A 17,684-nucleotide genomic window follows, 5' to 3' on the forward strand; every position below is an offset into this window, starting at 1 on the left:
ATAGCAGGGTGCTACAAAGCGTCGCATTCTAACAAAGCAATGTCGAATGCAAAAGCACATAAACAACCAGATAATGACGTGCACTGACCCTGATTACATAGGCCTCACGAGCAGAAAACAGAACCACCTTCATATTTACAAAACAAATGCTATTTCGGGTAGCAATTAAACAACAAGTTCATTTACATTTTTAATTCACATTAATAATCTGTTGAAAACTGCACTGGACAATCGCACAGGAACCGTGACATGACTCTAACCATCAAAAATCGCCTCTATATTCTCTCCTTCATACCTTTGCTGCTGATGGCGGTCGGTATGATGAGCGTGACTTATATGAAGAGCACCGAGCTAACCGCACAGCAAGTAGAATCGACGCGTAGCAATATGATGGCGATGAAAGAAAAGGAACTCAAAGCATATCTACAAATGGCCTACTCTTCGATCAGTCCATTCTTGGATAGAGGTGCAACGCTAGAAGAAGCTTTACCAACATTGAGAACCTTAGAATATGGCGAGTCTGGCTATATTTTTGGTTATGACTCGAAAGGTGTCCGAGTCGTGGTTGGACAAAGTGAAGATGGGATTGGTAACAACTACTACGATCTGCAAGATAAGCAAGGTAATTACTTAATCCGCGACCTCATTAAGAACGCTAAATTAGGTGAGTTCACGACTTACTATTTCCCTAAACCAGGTCAATCTGTCGCGTTACCCAAATTGAGCTACTCAGTATTTGTTCCACAGTGGGATTTGATGTTGGGTACTGGCTTCTACACTGATGACATCGACGCTGTTATTGCCGAGATGAAAGAAAGCTCCAATGCCGCGCTACAAAGTTCATTAACTGCTATCGCAATGTTCTGTGGTTTAATTGCCCTTGTTGTCGCCGTATTCGCTGTTGCTGTGAATAGAACGATCATGCAACCCCTAGAGCAGTTTGATCGTTCGATTAGCGCGTTTGCGAGTGGTGAAGCCGATTTAACCGCTCGAATGGAGGCGTTCAAAGCACCGGAATTCACTAGGCTTAGCGAAAACTTCAATGCCTTCGTTGCCAGTCTACAAACCATCATTCGCAGCGTAAGTGATGTGGGTCAGCAGGTCGTATCAGAGACCACCAGCATGTCTTCTCGCGCCGCTCAGGTCGATGAGATTGCTACTGGCCAACGTGAAGAAACAGAACAAGTCGCAACAGCAATGACCGAGATGACCACGACCGCACAAGAGATCTCTGGTAATGCAAGTCAGGCTGCGGATTCTGCAAAACAAGCGGAAAATAACGCCAAAGAAGCTCAACAGATTGTCAATGCTGCTGCAAACTCGGTAGCTGGCCTCGCGAGCGAAGTATCAGAAGCGAACACAGTGGTATCTCGTTTAGAAGGCGATGTACAGAATATCTCGTCTTCACTGGCGGTTATCCAAGACATCGCTGAGCAAACCAACCTACTTGCATTGAATGCCGCGATTGAAGCCGCACGTGCCGGTGAGCAAGGGCGTGGGTTTGCCGTAGTTGCCGATGAGGTTCGTAAACTTGCAAGCCGAACTCAGGAAAGTACAGGCGATATCCACAAAATGATCCAACAACTAAAAGCCGCTTCAGATGCTGCTGTAAAAGCGATGGATTCGAGCCAAAATCGCAGTACTCAAACAGTGGAAGAAGCAAATGCTGCAGCTGCAGCTCTGGCGAAAATTCAAGCGTCGATAGATACCATCATGGACATGAATTCGCTTATTGCAACGGCGACAGAACAACAGAACATTGTTGGCCAAGAAATCTCTCAACGTATTGTTGTGATTTCAGATCAGAGCTCACAGTCGGCATCATTGGCAAACCAAAACCGTACCGGTAGCCAAAACCTCAACAATCGAGCAAATGAGCTGTACCACTTGGTAGATCGATTCACCGTCTAATTTAAGCCTGTACACAGTACTTTGATGTTTAAAGATGCCTCGCATTAACTAAATGTTGGGCTTCAGAATCTCTATTCTGAAGCCCAATTTTGGTTTAATGATGTATTAATACAAAGAAGCCATTCAAGTAGAGCCAATATTCTGTACTTACTCAAAGACAGCTTGGTTCATACCATTAATCCAATTGCTCGGAAAGAAACTCCACTAACAGGCGAACCTTTGAAGACAAATTGCGGTTCTGCGGATAAAGCGCCCAAATCCCCTCTTTATCGTCTCGGTAATCAGACAGCACTTCAACCAACTCTCCCGACTCTAGATCTTCGCTTACGTAATATTCAGGTAATTGAACCAAACCAATGCTCTGCTTCGCTGCATCCAGCAATGCGAGACCGCTGTTGCACTTAATACGCCCATTGACACGAACAGAACGAGGGCGACCGTTTTCTTTGAAACGCCAATGTTCAAAACCACCCACCAAACATTGATGATTGGTCAATTCCGAGAGCGTATGCGGTTCTCCAGAGTGTTCAATATATTTGGGGCTAGCACAAACATAAAGTTGTCGCTGTGAGAGCTTCTTTGCTACCAGGCTAGAGTCCTCTAAGCGACCTAAGCGAATCGCTACATCAACACCTGAGTCGATAAGATCAAGCTTTTGGTTGGTTAACATCAGATCTAATTCTACCTGTGGGTAGAGCTTTAAGAATTGGTGAAGAAGCGGGGCAAGTTGACGCTCTCCATAGGTCACAGGAGCGGTGACCTTCAGCAGACCTTTTGGTGTAGATTGCATCTGTGTAACCGCAAGCTCTGCAATTTCTAAACCTTCAACCAACAACTTACACTGTTGATAGTAAAGCTGGCCAGCTTCTGTCAAAGAGACTTTGCGCGTGGTTCGGTTTAATAATTTAACCGCGAGACGTTCTTCAAGGTTCGCGACTCTACGACTTATTTGAGCCACTGACGTAGCAAGCTTCTGCGCCGCACTGGTAAAACTTTCACGTTCTGCCACTGCAACAAACTCACTTACCCCTTCCCAATTGGCCATACCTATATTTACCCTATACTGAACGATGGTTACCCAGACAGTGTATTGAAGTTACAAATCAGTGTCACCATGCTCGATAGGTTATGTGCATAGAGAGACCGACTACAACCATTCAAAATCAATCCCCCTAAACGCCTCATAGAGATCACCGTCAGCTCAATGCTGTATCCGAAGACCCATTGCACGATCAGCACATGACTTACGAAAGCCACTTCCAAAACCTTAGCACTCATGGCGTCCTGTATCGACTGTCGAATGTTTAAGCAAGGGGCAACTTGGAAAAGATAAAACTAAAAGAAATATTGTACTTATTTACCACAGGTATGCTCAAATACTGGAGAAGTCATGGAAATAGAACCATAATGTACGGCTCAAAAGTAAATAGGTATAAACATGAAAATTTGTGGTGTTGAAATCAAAGGTAACGACGCAGTCATCTGTCTTCTTTCTCTGTCAGATGGTGTATTTAACATCCCTGATTGCCGAGTTTCTAAGGTTGCGATTAGCGACGCAAACGACACACAGAATATGAAAGACTTTCAATTCTCTTTTGCAAAGTTAATGGAAGATTACCAAGTAGATAAAGTTGTGATTCGTCAACGCCAAACAAAAGGTAAATTTGCTGGCGGTGGTTTTGGCTTCAAACTAGAAGCCGCAATTCAGTTGATCGATGGACTAGACGTCACTGTTGTGTCACCAACTGACATCAAAGAAAGCCTTAAGCGTAACCCTCTTATGATGAAGTTCAAAGAAACTGGCCTTAAGCAATACCAAGAAGCTCCATTTACAACAGCTTATGCGTGCTTGATGAAGCGCTAATTCTTAGTCGCTAACAAACGACTCACCAGAAAGAGCCTGAATATGATTCAGGCTCTTTTTATTGCTATCTATCAGTCTAATGCAGCTCGTCTTCGCGGTTTCATTAAAGCTGGCTTCTTCACTACCAAATATACCGCTGTAGCTGACAAGGCAAACCCCATTGCACCATAGGTGTCAAACGACTCGCCAAAAATAAGCCAAGCTTGAATTGCCGTCGTTGGCGGAACTAAATAAAACACCGATGCCACGCTTGAGGATGCACCATGCTCAACCATATACAAGAGCAACAGAATTGCTACGCACGATAGAACAATGACGAGCCAAGCAAGCGTTAGAGTAAACTCCAGAGTCCAGTTCACTTGCATGGTTTCGTAACGCATCGCGAAAGGAAGAAACAAGGCCGCGGCGGCTAAGTATTGCACCATCGCCCCTCCTACCATATCAGTCCCCTGACAAAAGCGCTTCTGGTATAAAGTACCGCAGGTAATACCAACCAGTGAGACTAAGCACAATAACGTCGCGATGCTTTTTTGATCATCCGATTGCCATTCAATATTCCCCATCAACACTAAGCTAATACCAGCAAAACCAAGCGATAAGCCAAGCCATTGAGCGGCGTTAAAACGTTGTGACGTACAGCTGACCATGATCAGTGCCGTGAGAATAGGTTGTAAGCCAACAAGTAACGAACTGAGCCCCGCAGGCATGCCAAAATTTATAGCAAAGTACGTTCCACCAAGGTAGAAACCATGAATCAGAATGCCCACCACGCAGGCGTGAAAAAATGCTCGACCACGAGGAATACGACGCTTAAGAAACGCTATCAAAACTAAAAACAGCGCGACATTAGCGACCATCCTAAGTGAAAGTAACGTCGCAGGCTCGGCGTATTCAACACCAAGACGTGCGCCAACAAAGCCCGACGACCACAATATTACAAACACAAAAGGAATCATTTTAATCAGCATTACAAACCTCTGGCCAACTCTTCATTAATGCTGTTACCTTAGTTGGGTACAGATAAGTAATAAAGATACAGATATAATACTTTTAATGGTTACAGATTAAAAACAAACGAGAGGTGAATGTGTGGACGTAGAACTCAGCAGCAACAAGTATCTAGCGACCGAGCAGCACATTAAAACTCAGATCGAGAAAGGCTTGTTTCACCCCGATGACCGATTACCTTCTATTCGCCAACTCAGTGAACAACTTGGTGTGAGTAAAAATACCGTGATTCGAGCCTATCAAGAACTCGAAGCGACAGGCTGGGTTTATTCTGTTCCCAAATCAGGTTATCGCGTCAAAGCACCTAATACCACTAACTGGGATACGCCAAGCCAACCTCAAAAAGTCGATCTATTGTCAGTCACAAAATCTGTACTCTCTCCCCCGAAAGGTCGTTTAAAACTGCTGGCTGGCTCTGCCCATCCCAACATCAACAACCCCGCGATTCGTAGCTTATATGCCGAAATCGGTCGACACAGCCGTTTACAAACCCAATTACCGGGTTATTATCAGTTACCACCCGGTGACGAGCAATTAGTAAGGCAATTATTAAAGATCACCCATGATCTAGGCGTACCTGCGGGATCGAAAGAGATTGCGATTACTCATGGCGCGCAACAAGCGATCAGCCTGGCTTTACGGGCATTAACCAAGCCGGGCGACATCGTAGCGGTAGAATCACCGTGTTACTTCGGCAACTTGCTGCTACTTGAATCACTCGGTTTGCAGGCTCTAGAAATACCAAGCAGTGTTAGCCACGGAATAGACATCCCATCGCTACAAAGTGCACTTGATAAATGGCAAGTAAAAACGCTGCTTCTCACACCGAACTTTACCAATCCAACAGGTTCGCGAATGCCGTTAGCTAACCGTGAGTTATTATTGGAGGTCACTGGCTCTTTACCGCTCATCGAGGACGATGTGTTTGGTAGTCTGGCGTTTGATAGACCAATCGCCAGCCTCAAAGAGCTTGATAACCAAGATCGGGTTATCTACGTGAACTCACTATCTAAAACCTTAGACTCGCGCTTGCGAATTGGCTGGCTACTGTCGGGGCGTTACCAGCCTTTGGTCGAAAAATATCAGCTTTGCGACAACATGGGCAGCTCAAATTTGATGCAATCCGCGGTAGGGCAATTTCTCACCACTGGCAAATATCGCAGTCACCTATCCAAAATGAAACGGCTCTACCAAACCAATCAAAAGCAGTTTCAAAGCTTGTTGATACAAGCACTGGATAACTACCCACACCTTAAAGGACGCTATCATTTATCGAAGCCAGAGGGATCTTTTCTAAACTGGATAACACTACCTGAATCGGTCGATAGCTACGCGGTCTATCAAGATTGTTTAAAACATAAGTTAGGCATTTTACCCGGAACAGTATTTGGGACGAATGACCAATACAGGAACTGTTTGCGATTCACTGTTGCCAATATTGAAGAGAGTAAAGAGTGGAAGGAAGGGATAGTTACCTTAGCGAAGCTTATCGCTAAACACGTACACTAATTCTAGCGCCTAACGAAGATATGCCCGCTGTAAGTGAGTCATATCTTCGTATCAAGCTCTTAACTCTTAACTCTTAACTCTTAAAAGTATTCGAGAGCTGTTTCAGTGACGCTGCTAGTTCTGCTTGCTCTTTGGCTGTCGCAGCAATTTGCGTTGCACCTGTCGTAGATTCTGTCGACTTCTGCTCTACCGCCATAACGTTCTGAGCAATATCTTGAGTCACAACGGCTTGCTCTTCGGTTGCGGTTGCAATCTGTTCTGTCATGCTAAATATCTCGCTCACTGCAATTGAAATATCTTGCAGAGTTTTCTCTACTCCTCGTGAGTCCTCAACGGCTCTTGACGACATCTCCTTACTGTTATCAATCACGTTAAACGCGGTTTGCACGTCTGATTGTAGTGAACCAATGAAGCCTTCAATTTCCAAGGTAGACTCTTGAGTGCGCTGCGCCAATGTACGAACTTCATCCGCTACGACGGCGAAACCACGACCTTGCTCACCAGCACGTGCCGCTTCAATCGCCGCGTTTAGCGCGAGTAAGTTGGTTTGGTCAGCAACCGATTTGATCACGTCAATCACGCTGTTAATATTATTGCTACTGTCGTGTAGGTGGGTAATTTTTTCAGCCAGATCGTTAATCTCAGACGCTAGGTTTTCAATCGATTGGTAAGAGTGCTGAACCGTGCTCAAGCCTTCTTGTGACTGTTTATTAGCCAACTTAGCTGAACTTGCTGTTTGTTGTGTTTTAGCCGCGACTTCGTTCACCGTTGCTGAAAGTTCTTCTGTCGCGGTTGCAATTAAGCCAATTTGGTCTTGTTGATCAACTAAGGTGTTGGAGTTGTATTGGCAAGTTTGCGCCGTCTCTTCTGCAGCAGACGCGAGTGTTAGACTAGATTGAGACAGGTTGTCGATAACTTCAGAGAACTTCTCTAGAGTTGTATTAAGCGATAACGAGATCTGACCTAATTCACTTTTACCTTCGTAAGTCGCACGTACCGTTAGGTCATTCTCATCACGTACTTTTGATAGCACTCTCGTTAAGTCTTTCACTCGAGTCGTCAGATCAGTAATTGCTTTAACGCTAACAAAGATCGAGAACAAGGTAATCACGACAAAAATAGCAATACTGGTAATCATTGCCGATCGAGCACTGGCAGCTTTTTGTTCCGTAAGCGTGATCAATGATTCTGCTAAATGGTTTTCCGTATTCTTTAACTGAACAATACGTGCTGTTGATTGTGCAAACCAGTACACAGGGTCGACATCAAAACCACTCATTTTAGATTCCGCTAAATCGCGAAGCTTTTCTACTTCGGCCACCGAGCGGTCATTTAACTGTTGCTCAAAAAATCGCACGTTGTCAGGGGTGCTCAACACTTTGAAGTTCGAGAAGTAGGTATTTTGCTCTGTCACCAAAGAGATGAATTTAACCAGCATACCGGGACCAAACTCATTTTTTGAGAAGGTATTATTTAGCACCGCTCGTTCAATACCAGCGCGCTCTTTACCCTGCAGGAAGTTGTAGTAAGCGATGGTTTCTTGAGTGATAGTGGCATCAGAACTCAGCTCTGCAATTAAGGCAGAAACACTAAGTAACTTGGCATTGAGTTTGGTGTAGTAACCTAAAGCTTCAGAAAGTGGAATCGATTGAGAATCGACTCGATTACGAATAGAAGTAATTTGATTTAAGCTTTGGCTTATTTCAGCGTTCAGACGAGCGATTTGCGGTAAGTCGCTCCCTGCAGATTGCCAGTATTCTGTTTTCAGATTACGTCTATTATCAGCACTGGCTCTTTGGGCTCGTAGTTCACTGACAAACTTGGTGCCCTGTGAGCCGATAAATCCAGCCGTCATTCCACGCTCTTTCTGTAACTCATGCACCAATTCGCTATACACGACTGACAAACGCGTAAGTTGGTTTAATGATGTCATTTCACTGGTGGTTTCGACGCCTTTTGAAATCGCAGAAACACTCAGCCATAGAAAACCTAAAATCGGTAAAATAAGCAAAGCGATGATTTTTTGCTTAAAAGACATATCGGTTAAATTCATTATTATCTCCCTAGCAGCTAACAAATCTTTCTCAGCCATCTAACTCGACACACTTCTAATCAGATGCGCCTCAATTGTGGCTGTATAATTATTCAACTTGATCAATGTGCATCAATTTCTGTGCCACACAGATTGGTATGCGATGAAGGTAACATTTAACCTTACAAAATACATTGGTTTATCGATAAAACTGTTAGCTAAATGACCTAACGATACGAAAAACACCCAGACCAATATTTTATTGACGTAAGCGACTGAAAATTGACACATTTTACACTACCCATAAGGGGTAGGGATGCACCAATTATGAGCTTAAAGTTCGCTAACTATTCAGCACCAACGAACTATTCAGCGTTAATTAGGTATGTATAATAACGAGCTTATTAAATAGAGGCTCGCCGTTACATACGATAACAACTGAGAGAGATTTTTATGGATTGCCCCGCTTGCGAAGAACATATCGGTTGGGAATGGGTAGAAGAAGCCGCCATCGAACCCAATGAAGAGTTCGATTGCCCGGAGTGCAAAGCAACACTGATGTATACCATAGATGAAAGTACCTATTATGGCGCGCAGCATAAGACCGTAGAAGTTATTGATGATTAATATAATTTTCTAATGACTAACACGTTTCTCTCACTCTTGATGTTCTGGGTCTTTGCGTAGCAGCCAGAGTCACCAAACATCCCTTTACTAGAACGAACGTTCAGCATAAAATATTGAACGTATGCTCAGATTAATGAAGTAGATGTTATGGCCAAGACCGCGAAGTTCGATAGACAAGACGTAGTAGATAAAGCAACAAACCTGTATTGGGAAAAGGGCTTTCACGCGACATCTATGCGCAACCTGCAAGATGTGATTGATATGCGTCCGGGAAGCATCTATGCGACATTTGGCAGTAAAGAAGGACTATTTAAAGAGACATTGGCTCGCTATACCGAACTTGGCATCGTCAATCTGAACCGTTTCCGTAGCGAAACTGATTCTCCTATCAAAGCACTCGAAAACTTCGTAAAACGGGCGGTGGTTGAATCAAAACAAAGTTCGCCAAATGGCATGTGTATGTTGGCAAAAACGGTCGCAGAGCTGACTGATGAGCACGCAGAGTTGTTAGAAGAAGCAAAGAAATCACTAAAGATCATGGAAGGTGAATTCGCCAACCTGATTGCGGAATCACAAGAGCTGGGTGAGATCAGCAAAGAGCGCGAACCCGCTCAGCTTGCTCGACATGTTCAAGTTCAGATCGCAGGCCTGCGTACCTACGCGAAAACCTGTGATGACATCGATTTGCTTAACTCAATGGTTGAAGACGTATTTAAGTATCACCCTTTCTAAAAGCTGAGCTTATTTAGAAACCATACAAAAAGACTCCACTGTTAGCTAAACGCTAAAGCGGAGTCTTTTTAGTTTTGATCTAGTTAACTTTATAGATGATTAGCTTTAGTGTTTAAGAGTTACACCTTTGTCATGATCAACGCCTGCGCATTAAGCATTGCCTCTTTGGTGCTGACATCTAACGTTTTCACGTTCGCAAAGCGCTCAACTTCTTTGATTGCGACATCGTGCGCGAAGATCACCAACCTCGCCCTTTCGATGTCTTTTGGTGTGATGCGATTACCAATCCCGTTAGCACCTTGTGTTTCGACTTTAATCCGAACCCCAAGGTGATGCGCCGCCTTTTCTAAAGACTTAGCAGCTAGGAAAGTGTGGGCAACCCCTGAAGGACAAGAAGTGATCGCGAGTACATCCGCTTGCCCTTCTTCGGTCACCGAACCACCAGCAAACTGGTTGGCACTCGCTTCACCTTCAACCACATTCTTTTTCAGCAGTATCACGATCAAAGCCGTGGTGAGCGCCCCCGCGAGTGTGCCAATGATGTAGCCAATCTTGCCATCAACCACAGGCAGAACAATCCAACCGCCCCATGGTGCATGGTTTACCACATGGAACATAAAGCCGACTACGTTCCCGACAATACCACCAGCTACAACTGCAGGTAGAACGCGTGCAGGGTCGGCAGCAGCAAATGGAATCGCACCTTCACTGATGCCGATCATTCCCATGATCCCCGCTGCTTTTCCAGCTTCGCGTTCATCGCGCTTAAACTTCTTCGGCGATATAAAAGTCGCAAGAGCCATGCCGAGTGGTGGCGTACAAATCGCAATGCCAACGCCACCCATCAACCAAGGCTGTGTATTCACCTGCGTTTGGGCAAACAGCGTTGCTACTTTATTGATTGGGCCGCCCATATCAAAAGCCGTCATCGCGCCAAGAATACTGCCAAGCACCATTTTCCCTGAGCCTGCCATGCCCGTGAGCATTTGGTTCATTTCAAGCATTACTTGGGCTATCGGAGAGCCAATCACCCACATCACCGCACCACAAGTAACGAAGGTACCGACGAGTGGATAGATGAAGATAGAACTCAACGAGATCATGCTGTCTGGCAGTTTGATCTTCTTAAGTAGATTCACCACAAAACCCGCAAAGAAGCCGACCACAATTGCACCGAGAAAACCGGTGTTGTATTGATTCACCGCAACCCAAGAACCAATCATACCGGGCGCTAAACCCGGTTTGTCGGCCATGGAGTACGCAATGTAACCACCGAGTACCGCAGTAAACAGGGTTAAGCCTGCGATGCCCATCTGCGCGATGTCCGCCAGAACGCCATTCTCTGGCACTGCACCGTGGCCCGACATCATCACCGACAAAGACAACAGCACACCGCCCGCGACCACGAATGGGATCATGTGCGAAGTGCCATACAACAAGTGTTCTTTAAGGCGATTGAGAGATTGTGCCCAAGGGCTGAGCGGCTCGACATACACTTCATGATGGCTAGAAGCATAGCTGTCGAACGAATCTGAATTGGCTTCTAGAAACAGCTCTTGAGCTTCCTTAACCGACTCGACTGCCTTTAATTTTGTAACAAAGCCATCTTCGATCAATTTGGTCGAGATCTGAGCCAGTACCTCGATATGATGGTCGTCGTTGTTGTCTGGTGAAGCGAGCATAAAGAACACATCGGAGAGTTCACCGCCATCAGCACCATAATCAATACCCGTTCGACTAATGCCTACCGCCACAGCAGGTTTAGCAACGGCAGTACTTTTCGTATGTGGAATCGCAATACCATCATCAAAGCCTGTATTACCAATGGCCTCACGCTTCCAGATATCATCAAGGAATTCACTTTTATTGGAGAGCTTGCCTGCACGATCGAGTAACTCGACAAGCTCTTCAAATACCGCCTGTTTGGAGTCTGCTTGTAGTTCTAAGCAGATAATCTCGGGCTCGATAATGTTAGTGATATCCATATGCTGCTCTGCCTCGCCTGAATTCAGACTGAAGTAATTAGTGTCTGTTAACCTAGGGATAAGGTTAATAAGATGAAAAGATTAACGGTGTAAAGGCACTCAATATATAGGACGAAAGGTGCATTAACTGGATTATTGTAACCAAGAACTCAGAGTGTGACTTTCACCTTGGAATAAAAAACGGCAATCCATAAAATCCACAGAACCCATAAACATATCGCCCCTCCTCTATGCGAGCTTTCCATACTGGATTTCCCACGCAAGATAGCTTTTGCAAGGTAGCTTATGTAACGTAACAGGGACGAGATTAAGCCGAGAATAATAATGAGAATTGTAGCGGTAACTGCGTGCCCTACAGGCATTGCCCACACCTATATGGCTGCTGATGCTTTAAATAAAACTGCCCCTAAATTCAACGTTTCAATCAAGGTTGAAACACAAGGCGCTATGGGTATTGAAAACTTACTGACTGCACAGGACATTACCCTCGCAGACAAGGTATTGATCGTCTCTGACATAGACATTGAACAGCCAAACCGCTTCGACCCAGCTAAAACCTTATTCATTCCTATGGAAGAGGTATTGTTGAGTGTCGATAAAGTCTTTATTAAGCATTGTCGCACCTAGACCTTTCATGAACGAATATCAGATCACCTTCTTCGTTGACGATCCTGCCGCGAACTCACACGTCGCGCAGCCACTTAGCCGCTTAGCAAAGAAATTCAAAAGTACCATCCGTATTATCAACATCACTCAAAACCGAACGGCTGATCTCTCCAAGTCTGTCGCGATGTTGCAAGTGGGTTTGCTTCGTGGTGATTTGTGTCAGATTACCGCAGTAGGGATTGATGCAGAGCTGGCCTGTTTCGTTCTTAAAGATGTCATTGCTGAGCACTACGACATGGTTGGTTCGCAAGTGAACCATGAGTTCTCAAACGATTTAATCCAGCGAATGCCGCAGATATGCCCACCTTGCGACATCAAGTGGCACCATGCCAAAGCACAAACTCAACTGACCAAGTTTGAATGCCTAAAAGGGCTCGCTCATTTAGTGTATCCAGAAGATCCGGATGAACTGATTCTGGCGTTCATTAAACGAGAAGAGCGCTCGTCTACGTGTGTATCCCCAGGTATTGCCTTGCCACATGTGATGTTTGAATCGACTCAAGACCTCTCGATTGCGGTCATCGTCAGTGACGACTCAATTGACTGGGCCTCACGCATTGGCGAAGTACATGTTGCCATCGCTTTGGTACTGCCTACCAAACCACAGCGAGAACATATTGTGGCGGCCACCAACCTAACCAGAAACCTGCTTCACGATCAGGTCAATGAGCGTTTACAAAAGACTCGAAGCAGTGTCGACCTACAAGCCCTGCTCATGTACATATCTTCACGTCTGATTTAAAACGACTCAACTAGAAAATTGAGCTTACCTAAATAGAACCGCGGTATTCGGTTGGGGTTCTTCCTGTACGGTTTTTAAATACTCGGCAGAAGTAGTTCACATCTTTAAAGCCGCAACGAACCGAGACTTCATTGAGCTTGAAGTTGTATTTCTTAAGCATGAACTTGGCGCGATCAACACGAACACGAGTAATGTACTCGGCTAACGTCATATGGCCTTGTTGGCGGAACATTCGCGACAAATGGTTCGATGAAATACTAAAGCGCGAGGCGATGCTGTCTCGGGTGATATGACGGTGGAAGTTCTCTTGAATGTAGATACAAATACCCTGATACACATCCTGCACTCGGCTGTGAGATTTCTCGACGGGCGCATCTAGCATGGTTTTACTGTATTGCAGCAGCGCTTGTAGTAGCAGTTCATCCATCGGCTGCTTGTTACTTTCGCGCGCTAACGAGCTGAGCGCCTCCAAAATGTTATCAATAGCAAAACCAGAGCGAGTCTGAATACTGTGCTTTTGAATGTCGTAAAAGCTCTCCTCGCCTTTGCGCTTACTCACCAAACTTAAACCCAGCTGACGACGCCCAAACAACATGCTCAGCACCGAGCAGTCAGTATCCCAATTGGGTTTATTCCAGCAGTTAGGCGGGATAAAAATCGCATCCCCTGCTTTGGCGATAACGTTGGTGATCTTGCGGTCATGACTCTCCATTTCATTTATATACTCTCCGTCTAGCACCAGCTCTAAACGTGGAAAGTTCACCTGATAACTGCATGCTGAAGGCGTATGAAAATCTCCAGCAAACCAGATGTTGTGAAACGGTTCTCGCTCGTTTAATACCGACGAGATTAGGTCATGAAATATCATTTATTCGAACTCTTATAAGCAGCAATAAGGCTACGGGAATAGATATACTCCTTAGTGAAACATAGCGCTATTGAGCAAAATCACAATTTGAGATCTAGGTTACAAAAATCCAGTAGTGGGAATAAATCTCCAGTCACAAATCTGATATCACACATTGTTCCCTCGATAACTCTACACGCCGAACCCATTGCAAATAAAAGCCTCAAGCAGACTTAACCTATGTCAATAGAGGCCGAAAAACGCGCCACTAACCGATCAAAATCACACTCCATTTATAACGCAACAATCATCCAGTAAATGCGTTTTTTCTTCACTACAGAAGGCAAGTAATCAATTTCAGAATACCCCTAACAAAATAAAAAAGAGTAGGGGTTCATTATGATCACAACATTGATCAATCAAGATTTGATTAAGCTTTCGCTTAGCGCCAATTCCAAAGAAGACGTATTTAAAGAGCTGATAGACGTGCTGTACGCACAAGGTCGAATTTCAGACAAAGCGCAGTTCCTTGCCGACATTAAGGCTCGAGAAGAACAAGGCAACACAGGGTTTGAAGAAGGCATCGCCCTACCACACGCGAAAAGCAGCGCGGTGATCAAACCTGCAGTTGTTATCGGTGTCCACAAAAAAGGGATCGAGTACGGCGCCGATGATGGTCAGCCTTCAAAACTGTTCTTTATGATTGCCTCTCCCGATGGCGGCGACAACCACCACATCGAAGTATTGGCAGAGCTTTCTTCAAAATTGATTGAAGAAGGTTTCATCGAAAACTTCATGAATGCCGACTCCGAGCAAACCGCATTGGAGCTACTGCTTACCAAACCTGAACCTGCTGAGACAGAAACCAATGTTGAGAAGCAAGGTTTCATCATAGGTGTCACAGGTTGCCCCGCTGGTGTGGCACACACTTATCTGGCAGCAGAAGCGCTAGAGAAAGGCGCTTCTGCACTTGGCTACGATGTTAAGGTCGAAACCAACGGTTCTATTGGTGTTAAGAACAGCCCGACTCAAGAAGAGATTGAACGCGCAGACGCGATTGTCGTCGCTTGTGACAAGCAGGTCGACATGGCTCGCTTTGCTGGCAAATGCGTTATCTGCACCAACGTAAAAGCGCCAATCAAAGACGCGCAAGGCTTGATTAAACAAGCACTCAACGCACCTAGCTACCAAGCAGAGCAAGCTCCAACCAACCAATCTGTCGCCGAAAAAGCATCGCAAGCGCGCTCAGATCTTTACCGTTACTTGATGAATGGCGTATCACACATGATCCCATTCGTAGTGACGGGCGGCCTTTTGATTGCCCTAGCGCTAGCGATTGGCGGTGAGCCAAGTGAATCTGGCATGGCGATTCCTGCTGGCAGCATGTGGAACCAAATTCTAGAAGTCGGTGTGGTTGCCTTCACATTGATGATCCCAATCTTGGCTGGCTACATTGCTTACGCGATTGCTGACCGCCCTGCCCTAACCCCTGGCCTTATCGGTGGTTGGATTGCTAACAACGGCTCTTTCTATGGCGCTGACGCGGGTACTGGCTTCATCGGCGCAATCATCGCTGGCCTATTGGTGGGTTACTTCGTTAAATGGATTACGTCGTTCAACTACCACAAGTTCGTTCAACCGCTTGTGCCTATCATGATCGCTCCGATCACTGGCTCTCTATTCATCGCGGGTTTGTTCATCTTTGTGATTGGCGCACCTATCGCAGGGCTAATGGATGCTCTTACTGCGCTGCTAACCAGCATGAGCACAGGCAACGTGGTTCTACTAGGCATCGTACTAGGCGGTATGGCCGGATTCGATATGGGCGGCCCGTTCAACAAGGTGGCGTTCCTATTCTCGGTCGGCATGATTGCCAGCGGTCAAACTCAGTTCATGGGTGCAATGGCGTGTGCAATCCCTGTCGCTCCACTGGGTATGGCTATCGCAACCAGACTTGGCCGTAAGTTCGACCTGTTCGAATCTTCTGAAATTGAAGCAGGTAAAGCAGCAGGCGCGATGGGCTTAGTGGGTATCTCTGAAGGTGCAATTCCTTTCGCGGCTCAAGACCCGATGTCAGTTATCCCTGCCAACGTACTGGGTTCAATGACGGCTGCGGTTATGGCGTTCTCATTTGGTATTACCAACAGCGTTGCTCACGGTGGCCCTGTGGTTGCTCTACTAGGCGCAATGAACTACCCAATGCTGGCACTTCTTTGCATGGCATCAGGTGCGGGCGTGACTGCGGTTACTTGTATCGCGCTTAAAAATCTACGCAAAGCCAAGCTGACAACAGCAGCGGCTTAAGCCATTTCAACTCCAATGGCTTGAGCCCTTCGACCCTACTGCTTTTAGTAGCTAATAGTTTTTTAGGAACGAATAGAGCTCAAGCCATGTTTCCCTTCATGGTGATTTCGATGTCTGATTTTTCTTTAACGAACGATTCATTCGTACAACGCTTTTTCTACCCTATGACCAACGTGATTCAAAACTACGCATGGGGTAGCCCTTCTTCGTTCAGCCAACTGTTTGGTATTGATAACCAATCTGGTGAGCCGCAAGCGGAAATCTGGATGGGCGCTCACCCAAATGGTTGCTCAATGGTGAACGACAACGGGCAGCAGACCACATTAGCGAGCTTGATCTCTAAGAACCTAAACTTGTTTCTAAGCGAAAAAGTCGCAAGTCGTTTTGGTGAACTTCCGTACCTATTTAAAGTGTTAGCGGCGGAGAAAGCACTCTCTGTTCAAGTTCACCCGAACAAACAACAAGCCGAATCTGGCTATGCTCTAGAAGAGCAGCAAGGCATTCCAATGACGGCGGGTAACCGTAACTACAAGGATCCCAACCACAAGCCAGAACTGGTTTATGCCCTAACCGACTACACGGCGATGAACGGTTTTAGGTCAATCAGCGAGATCCTTGAACACTTCCATTATCTCGACATTCCTGAGCTGCACTCGATGGTTAACGACCTCGCGGGCGATCAAACACCGAATGGCTTAGCCTGCTTTTTTGCGAGCCTATTGTCTCTGGAAGGTGAACAAAAAGGAATGGCGCTTACCATGTTGATCATGAAGGCCAAGCTTTCTGATAAACGTGTATTCCAATTGATTTCAGAGCTTGAAACTCAATACCCAGGTGATGTCGGCTTGTTCGCTCCGCTACTATTGAACGTGATTACCCTAAAGCCGGGGCAAGCCATGTATCTAGACGCTGAAACACCCCACGCTTATATCAAAGGCACAGGCTTAGAGATCATGGCGAACTCCGATAATGTGCTGCGTGCCGGGTTAACGCCTAAGTACATGGACGTGAACGAGCTGGTTTCCTGTACTCGATTCAATGAAAAGCCAGCAGATAGATTACTGCTCAACCCGATTGAGCCAGGTGATGTGATGGAATACGAAATTCCAGTCGAGGATTTTAAGTTCTCTATCGTGCAAAATTCGCATCAACGCCAAATCACTACAGAAGGCGCAGAAATCCTGTTGCCTCTCGACGAGTCTATGGTGCTCACTCATCAATGTGGTGAAACCTGCGTGATAGAGAAAGGCCAGTCAGTGTTTATTCCAGCTTATGCTGAGAGTTACAAACTGGACTGCGTTGGACGCGTAGCGCGCGCTTACAGCTAGCTCCATCACCACTAATCACACACTATCTATGCCCTGCTTTTGCGGGGCATTTTTGTTTTTGACGAAGGTTATTAGCGCGTCAAAAACCTAATCCAAAACGCCATCAAATATGACCAATATCACACCGCA

15 protein-coding genes are annotated in these 17,684 nt (G+C 45.7%); 9 read left to right on the top strand and 6 right to left on the bottom strand.

Annotation, left to right across the window (positions count from 1 at the left end; translation table 11 throughout):
• The first annotated feature begins 249 nt into the window (after positions 1-249).
• Positions 250-1,911, top strand: a complete 1,662-nt coding sequence (locus tag OCU50_RS17300) for a methyl-accepting chemotaxis protein (protein ID WP_060468961.1) — start codon at positions 250-252, stop codon at positions 1,909-1,911.
• Positions 1,912-2,086: 175 nt separating this feature from the next.
• Here OCU50_RS17300 and OCU50_RS17305 read toward each other — a convergent pair whose 3' ends face one another.
• The gene (locus OCU50_RS17305; protein ID WP_060468962.1) at positions 2,087-2,956 is read right to left on the bottom strand and encodes a LysR family transcriptional regulator; all 870 of its coding nucleotides are present in this window, start codon (positions 2,954-2,956) and stop codon (positions 2,087-2,089) included.
• Between the two features lie 29 nt (positions 2,957-2,985).
• The gene (locus OCU50_RS17310; protein ID WP_153011324.1) at positions 2,986-3,189 is read right to left on the bottom strand and encodes a hypothetical protein; all 204 of its coding nucleotides are present in this window, start codon (positions 3,187-3,189) and stop codon (positions 2,986-2,988) included.
• A 160-nt stretch (positions 3,190-3,349) separates the two neighbouring features.
• Between OCU50_RS17310 and OCU50_RS17315 the strand changes: the two genes are divergently transcribed.
• Positions 3,350-3,775 carry a DUF3010 family protein gene (locus OCU50_RS17315; RefSeq protein WP_017054855.1) on the top strand — a complete coding sequence of 142 codons (426 nt, stop codon included), beginning with the start codon at positions 3,350-3,352 and terminating at the stop codon, positions 3,773-3,775.
• A gap of 71 nt (positions 3,776-3,846) precedes the next feature.
• Here OCU50_RS17315 and OCU50_RS17320 read toward each other — a convergent pair whose 3' ends face one another.
• On the bottom strand, positions 3,847-4,743 hold the full coding sequence (locus tag OCU50_RS17320) for a DMT family transporter (protein ID WP_060468963.1): 897 nt from the start codon (positions 4,741-4,743) through the stop codon (positions 3,847-3,849).
• 121 nt (positions 4,744-4,864) lie between these two features.
• Between OCU50_RS17320 and OCU50_RS17325 the strand changes: the two genes are divergently transcribed.
• Positions 4,865-6,292, top strand: a complete 1,428-nt coding sequence (locus tag OCU50_RS17325) for an aminotransferase-like domain-containing protein (protein ID WP_060468964.1) — start codon at positions 4,865-4,867, stop codon at positions 6,290-6,292.
• Positions 6,293-6,365: 73 nt separating this feature from the next.
• On the opposite strand, the gene OCU50_RS17330 is transcribed toward OCU50_RS17325, so the two are convergent.
• Positions 6,366-8,345: a methyl-accepting chemotaxis protein gene (locus tag OCU50_RS17330; RefSeq protein ID WP_060468965.1), complete on the bottom strand. Its 1,980-nt coding sequence runs from the start codon at positions 8,343-8,345 to the stop codon at positions 6,366-6,368.
• A 432-nt stretch (positions 8,346-8,777) separates the two neighbouring features.
• Here OCU50_RS17330 and OCU50_RS17335 point away from each other — a divergent pair, with 432 nt between their 5' ends.
• Positions 8,778-8,951, top strand: coding sequence for a hypothetical protein (locus tag OCU50_RS17335; RefSeq protein WP_099049791.1), 174 nt, complete (start codon positions 8,778-8,780; stop codon positions 8,949-8,951).
• A gap of 147 nt (positions 8,952-9,098) precedes the next feature.
• Positions 9,099-9,683: a TetR/AcrR family transcriptional regulator gene (locus OCU50_RS17340; protein ID WP_060468966.1), complete on the top strand. Its 585-nt coding sequence runs from the start codon at positions 9,099-9,101 to the stop codon at positions 9,681-9,683.
• 119 nt (positions 9,684-9,802) lie between these two features.
• Here OCU50_RS17340 and OCU50_RS17345 read toward each other — a convergent pair whose 3' ends face one another.
• Positions 9,803-11,668 carry a fructose-specific PTS transporter subunit EIIC gene (locus OCU50_RS17345; protein ID WP_060468967.1) on the bottom strand — a complete coding sequence of 622 codons (1,866 nt, stop codon included), beginning with the start codon at positions 11,666-11,668 and terminating at the stop codon, positions 9,803-9,805.
• 324 nt (positions 11,669-11,992) lie between these two features.
• Here OCU50_RS17345 and OCU50_RS17350 point away from each other — a divergent pair, with 324 nt between their 5' ends.
• Positions 11,993-12,295 (top strand): PTS fructose transporter subunit IIB, encoded by a 303-nt coding sequence (locus OCU50_RS17350; RefSeq protein WP_055319098.1) that lies wholly within the window; start codon positions 11,993-11,995, stop codon positions 12,293-12,295.
• A 7-nt stretch (positions 12,296-12,302) separates the two neighbouring features.
• On the top strand, positions 12,303-13,076 hold the full coding sequence (locus OCU50_RS17355) for a PTS sugar transporter subunit IIA (RefSeq protein ID WP_060468968.1): 774 nt from the start codon (positions 12,303-12,305) through the stop codon (positions 13,074-13,076).
• Positions 13,077-13,104: 28 nt separating this feature from the next.
• Here the strand turns inward: OCU50_RS17355 and OCU50_RS17360 are convergent, their stop codons facing one another.
• Complete coding sequence (locus tag OCU50_RS17360) at positions 13,105-13,944, bottom strand: helix-turn-helix transcriptional regulator (RefSeq protein WP_060468969.1); 840 nt, start codon at positions 13,942-13,944, stop codon at positions 13,105-13,107.
• A 378-nt stretch (positions 13,945-14,322) separates the two neighbouring features.
• On the opposite strand from OCU50_RS17360, the gene OCU50_RS17365 reads away from it, so the two are divergent.
• Positions 14,323-16,227 (top strand): PTS fructose transporter subunit IIABC, encoded by a 1,905-nt coding sequence (locus OCU50_RS17365; protein WP_060468970.1) that lies wholly within the window; start codon positions 14,323-14,325, stop codon positions 16,225-16,227.
• A 110-nt stretch (positions 16,228-16,337) separates the two neighbouring features.
• Entirely contained in the window at positions 16,338-17,555 is a 1,218-nt protein-coding gene (manA, locus tag OCU50_RS17370) for a mannose-6-phosphate isomerase, class I (protein WP_060469404.1), read from the top strand.
• The last annotated feature ends 129 nt before the right edge of the window (positions 17,556-17,684 follow it).

The organism is Vibrio toranzoniae (assembly GCF_024347655.1).
GTDB lineage: Bacteria > Pseudomonadota > Gammaproteobacteria > Enterobacterales > Vibrionaceae > Vibrio > Vibrio toranzoniae.

Bases quoted from the DNA above. Each gene is read 5' to 3' on its own strand.
- OCU50_RS17300 (WP_060468961.1), top strand. From the start codon at position 250: ATGACTCTAACCATCAAAAATCGCCTCTATATTCTCTCCTTCATACCT.
- OCU50_RS17305 (WP_060468962.1), bottom strand. From the start codon at position 2,956: ATGGCCAATTGGGAAGGGGTAAGTGAGTTTGTTGCAGTGGCAGAACGT.
- OCU50_RS17310 (WP_153011324.1), bottom strand. From the start codon at position 3,189: ATGAGTGCTAAGGTTTTGGAAGTGGCTTTCGTAAGTCATGTGCTGATC.
- OCU50_RS17315 (WP_017054855.1), top strand. From the start codon at position 3,350: ATGAAAATTTGTGGTGTTGAAATCAAAGGTAACGACGCAGTCATCTGT.
- OCU50_RS17320 (WP_060468963.1), bottom strand. From the start codon at position 4,743: ATGCTGATTAAAATGATTCCTTTTGTGTTTGTAATATTGTGGTCGTCG.
- OCU50_RS17330 (WP_060468965.1), bottom strand. From the start codon at position 8,345: ATGAATTTAACCGATATGTCTTTTAAGCAAAAAATCATCGCTTTGCTT.
- OCU50_RS17335 (WP_099049791.1), top strand. From the start codon at position 8,778: ATGGATTGCCCCGCTTGCGAAGAACATATCGGTTGGGAATGGGTAGAA.
- OCU50_RS17340 (WP_060468966.1), top strand. From the start codon at position 9,099: ATGGCCAAGACCGCGAAGTTCGATAGACAAGACGTAGTAGATAAAGCA.
- OCU50_RS17345 (WP_060468967.1), bottom strand. From the start codon at position 11,668: ATGGATATCACTAACATTATCGAGCCCGAGATTATCTGCTTAGAACTA.
- OCU50_RS17350 (WP_055319098.1), top strand. From the start codon at position 11,993: ATGAGAATTGTAGCGGTAACTGCGTGCCCTACAGGCATTGCCCACACC.
- OCU50_RS17355 (WP_060468968.1), top strand. From the start codon at position 12,303: ATGAACGAATATCAGATCACCTTCTTCGTTGACGATCCTGCCGCGAAC.
- OCU50_RS17360 (WP_060468969.1), bottom strand. From the start codon at position 13,944: ATGATATTTCATGACCTAATCTCGTCGGTATTAAACGAGCGAGAACCG.
- OCU50_RS17365 (WP_060468970.1), top strand. From the start codon at position 14,323: ATGATCACAACATTGATCAATCAAGATTTGATTAAGCTTTCGCTTAGC.
- manA (WP_060469404.1), top strand. From the start codon at position 16,338: ATGTCTGATTTTTCTTTAACGAACGATTCATTCGTACAACGCTTTTTC.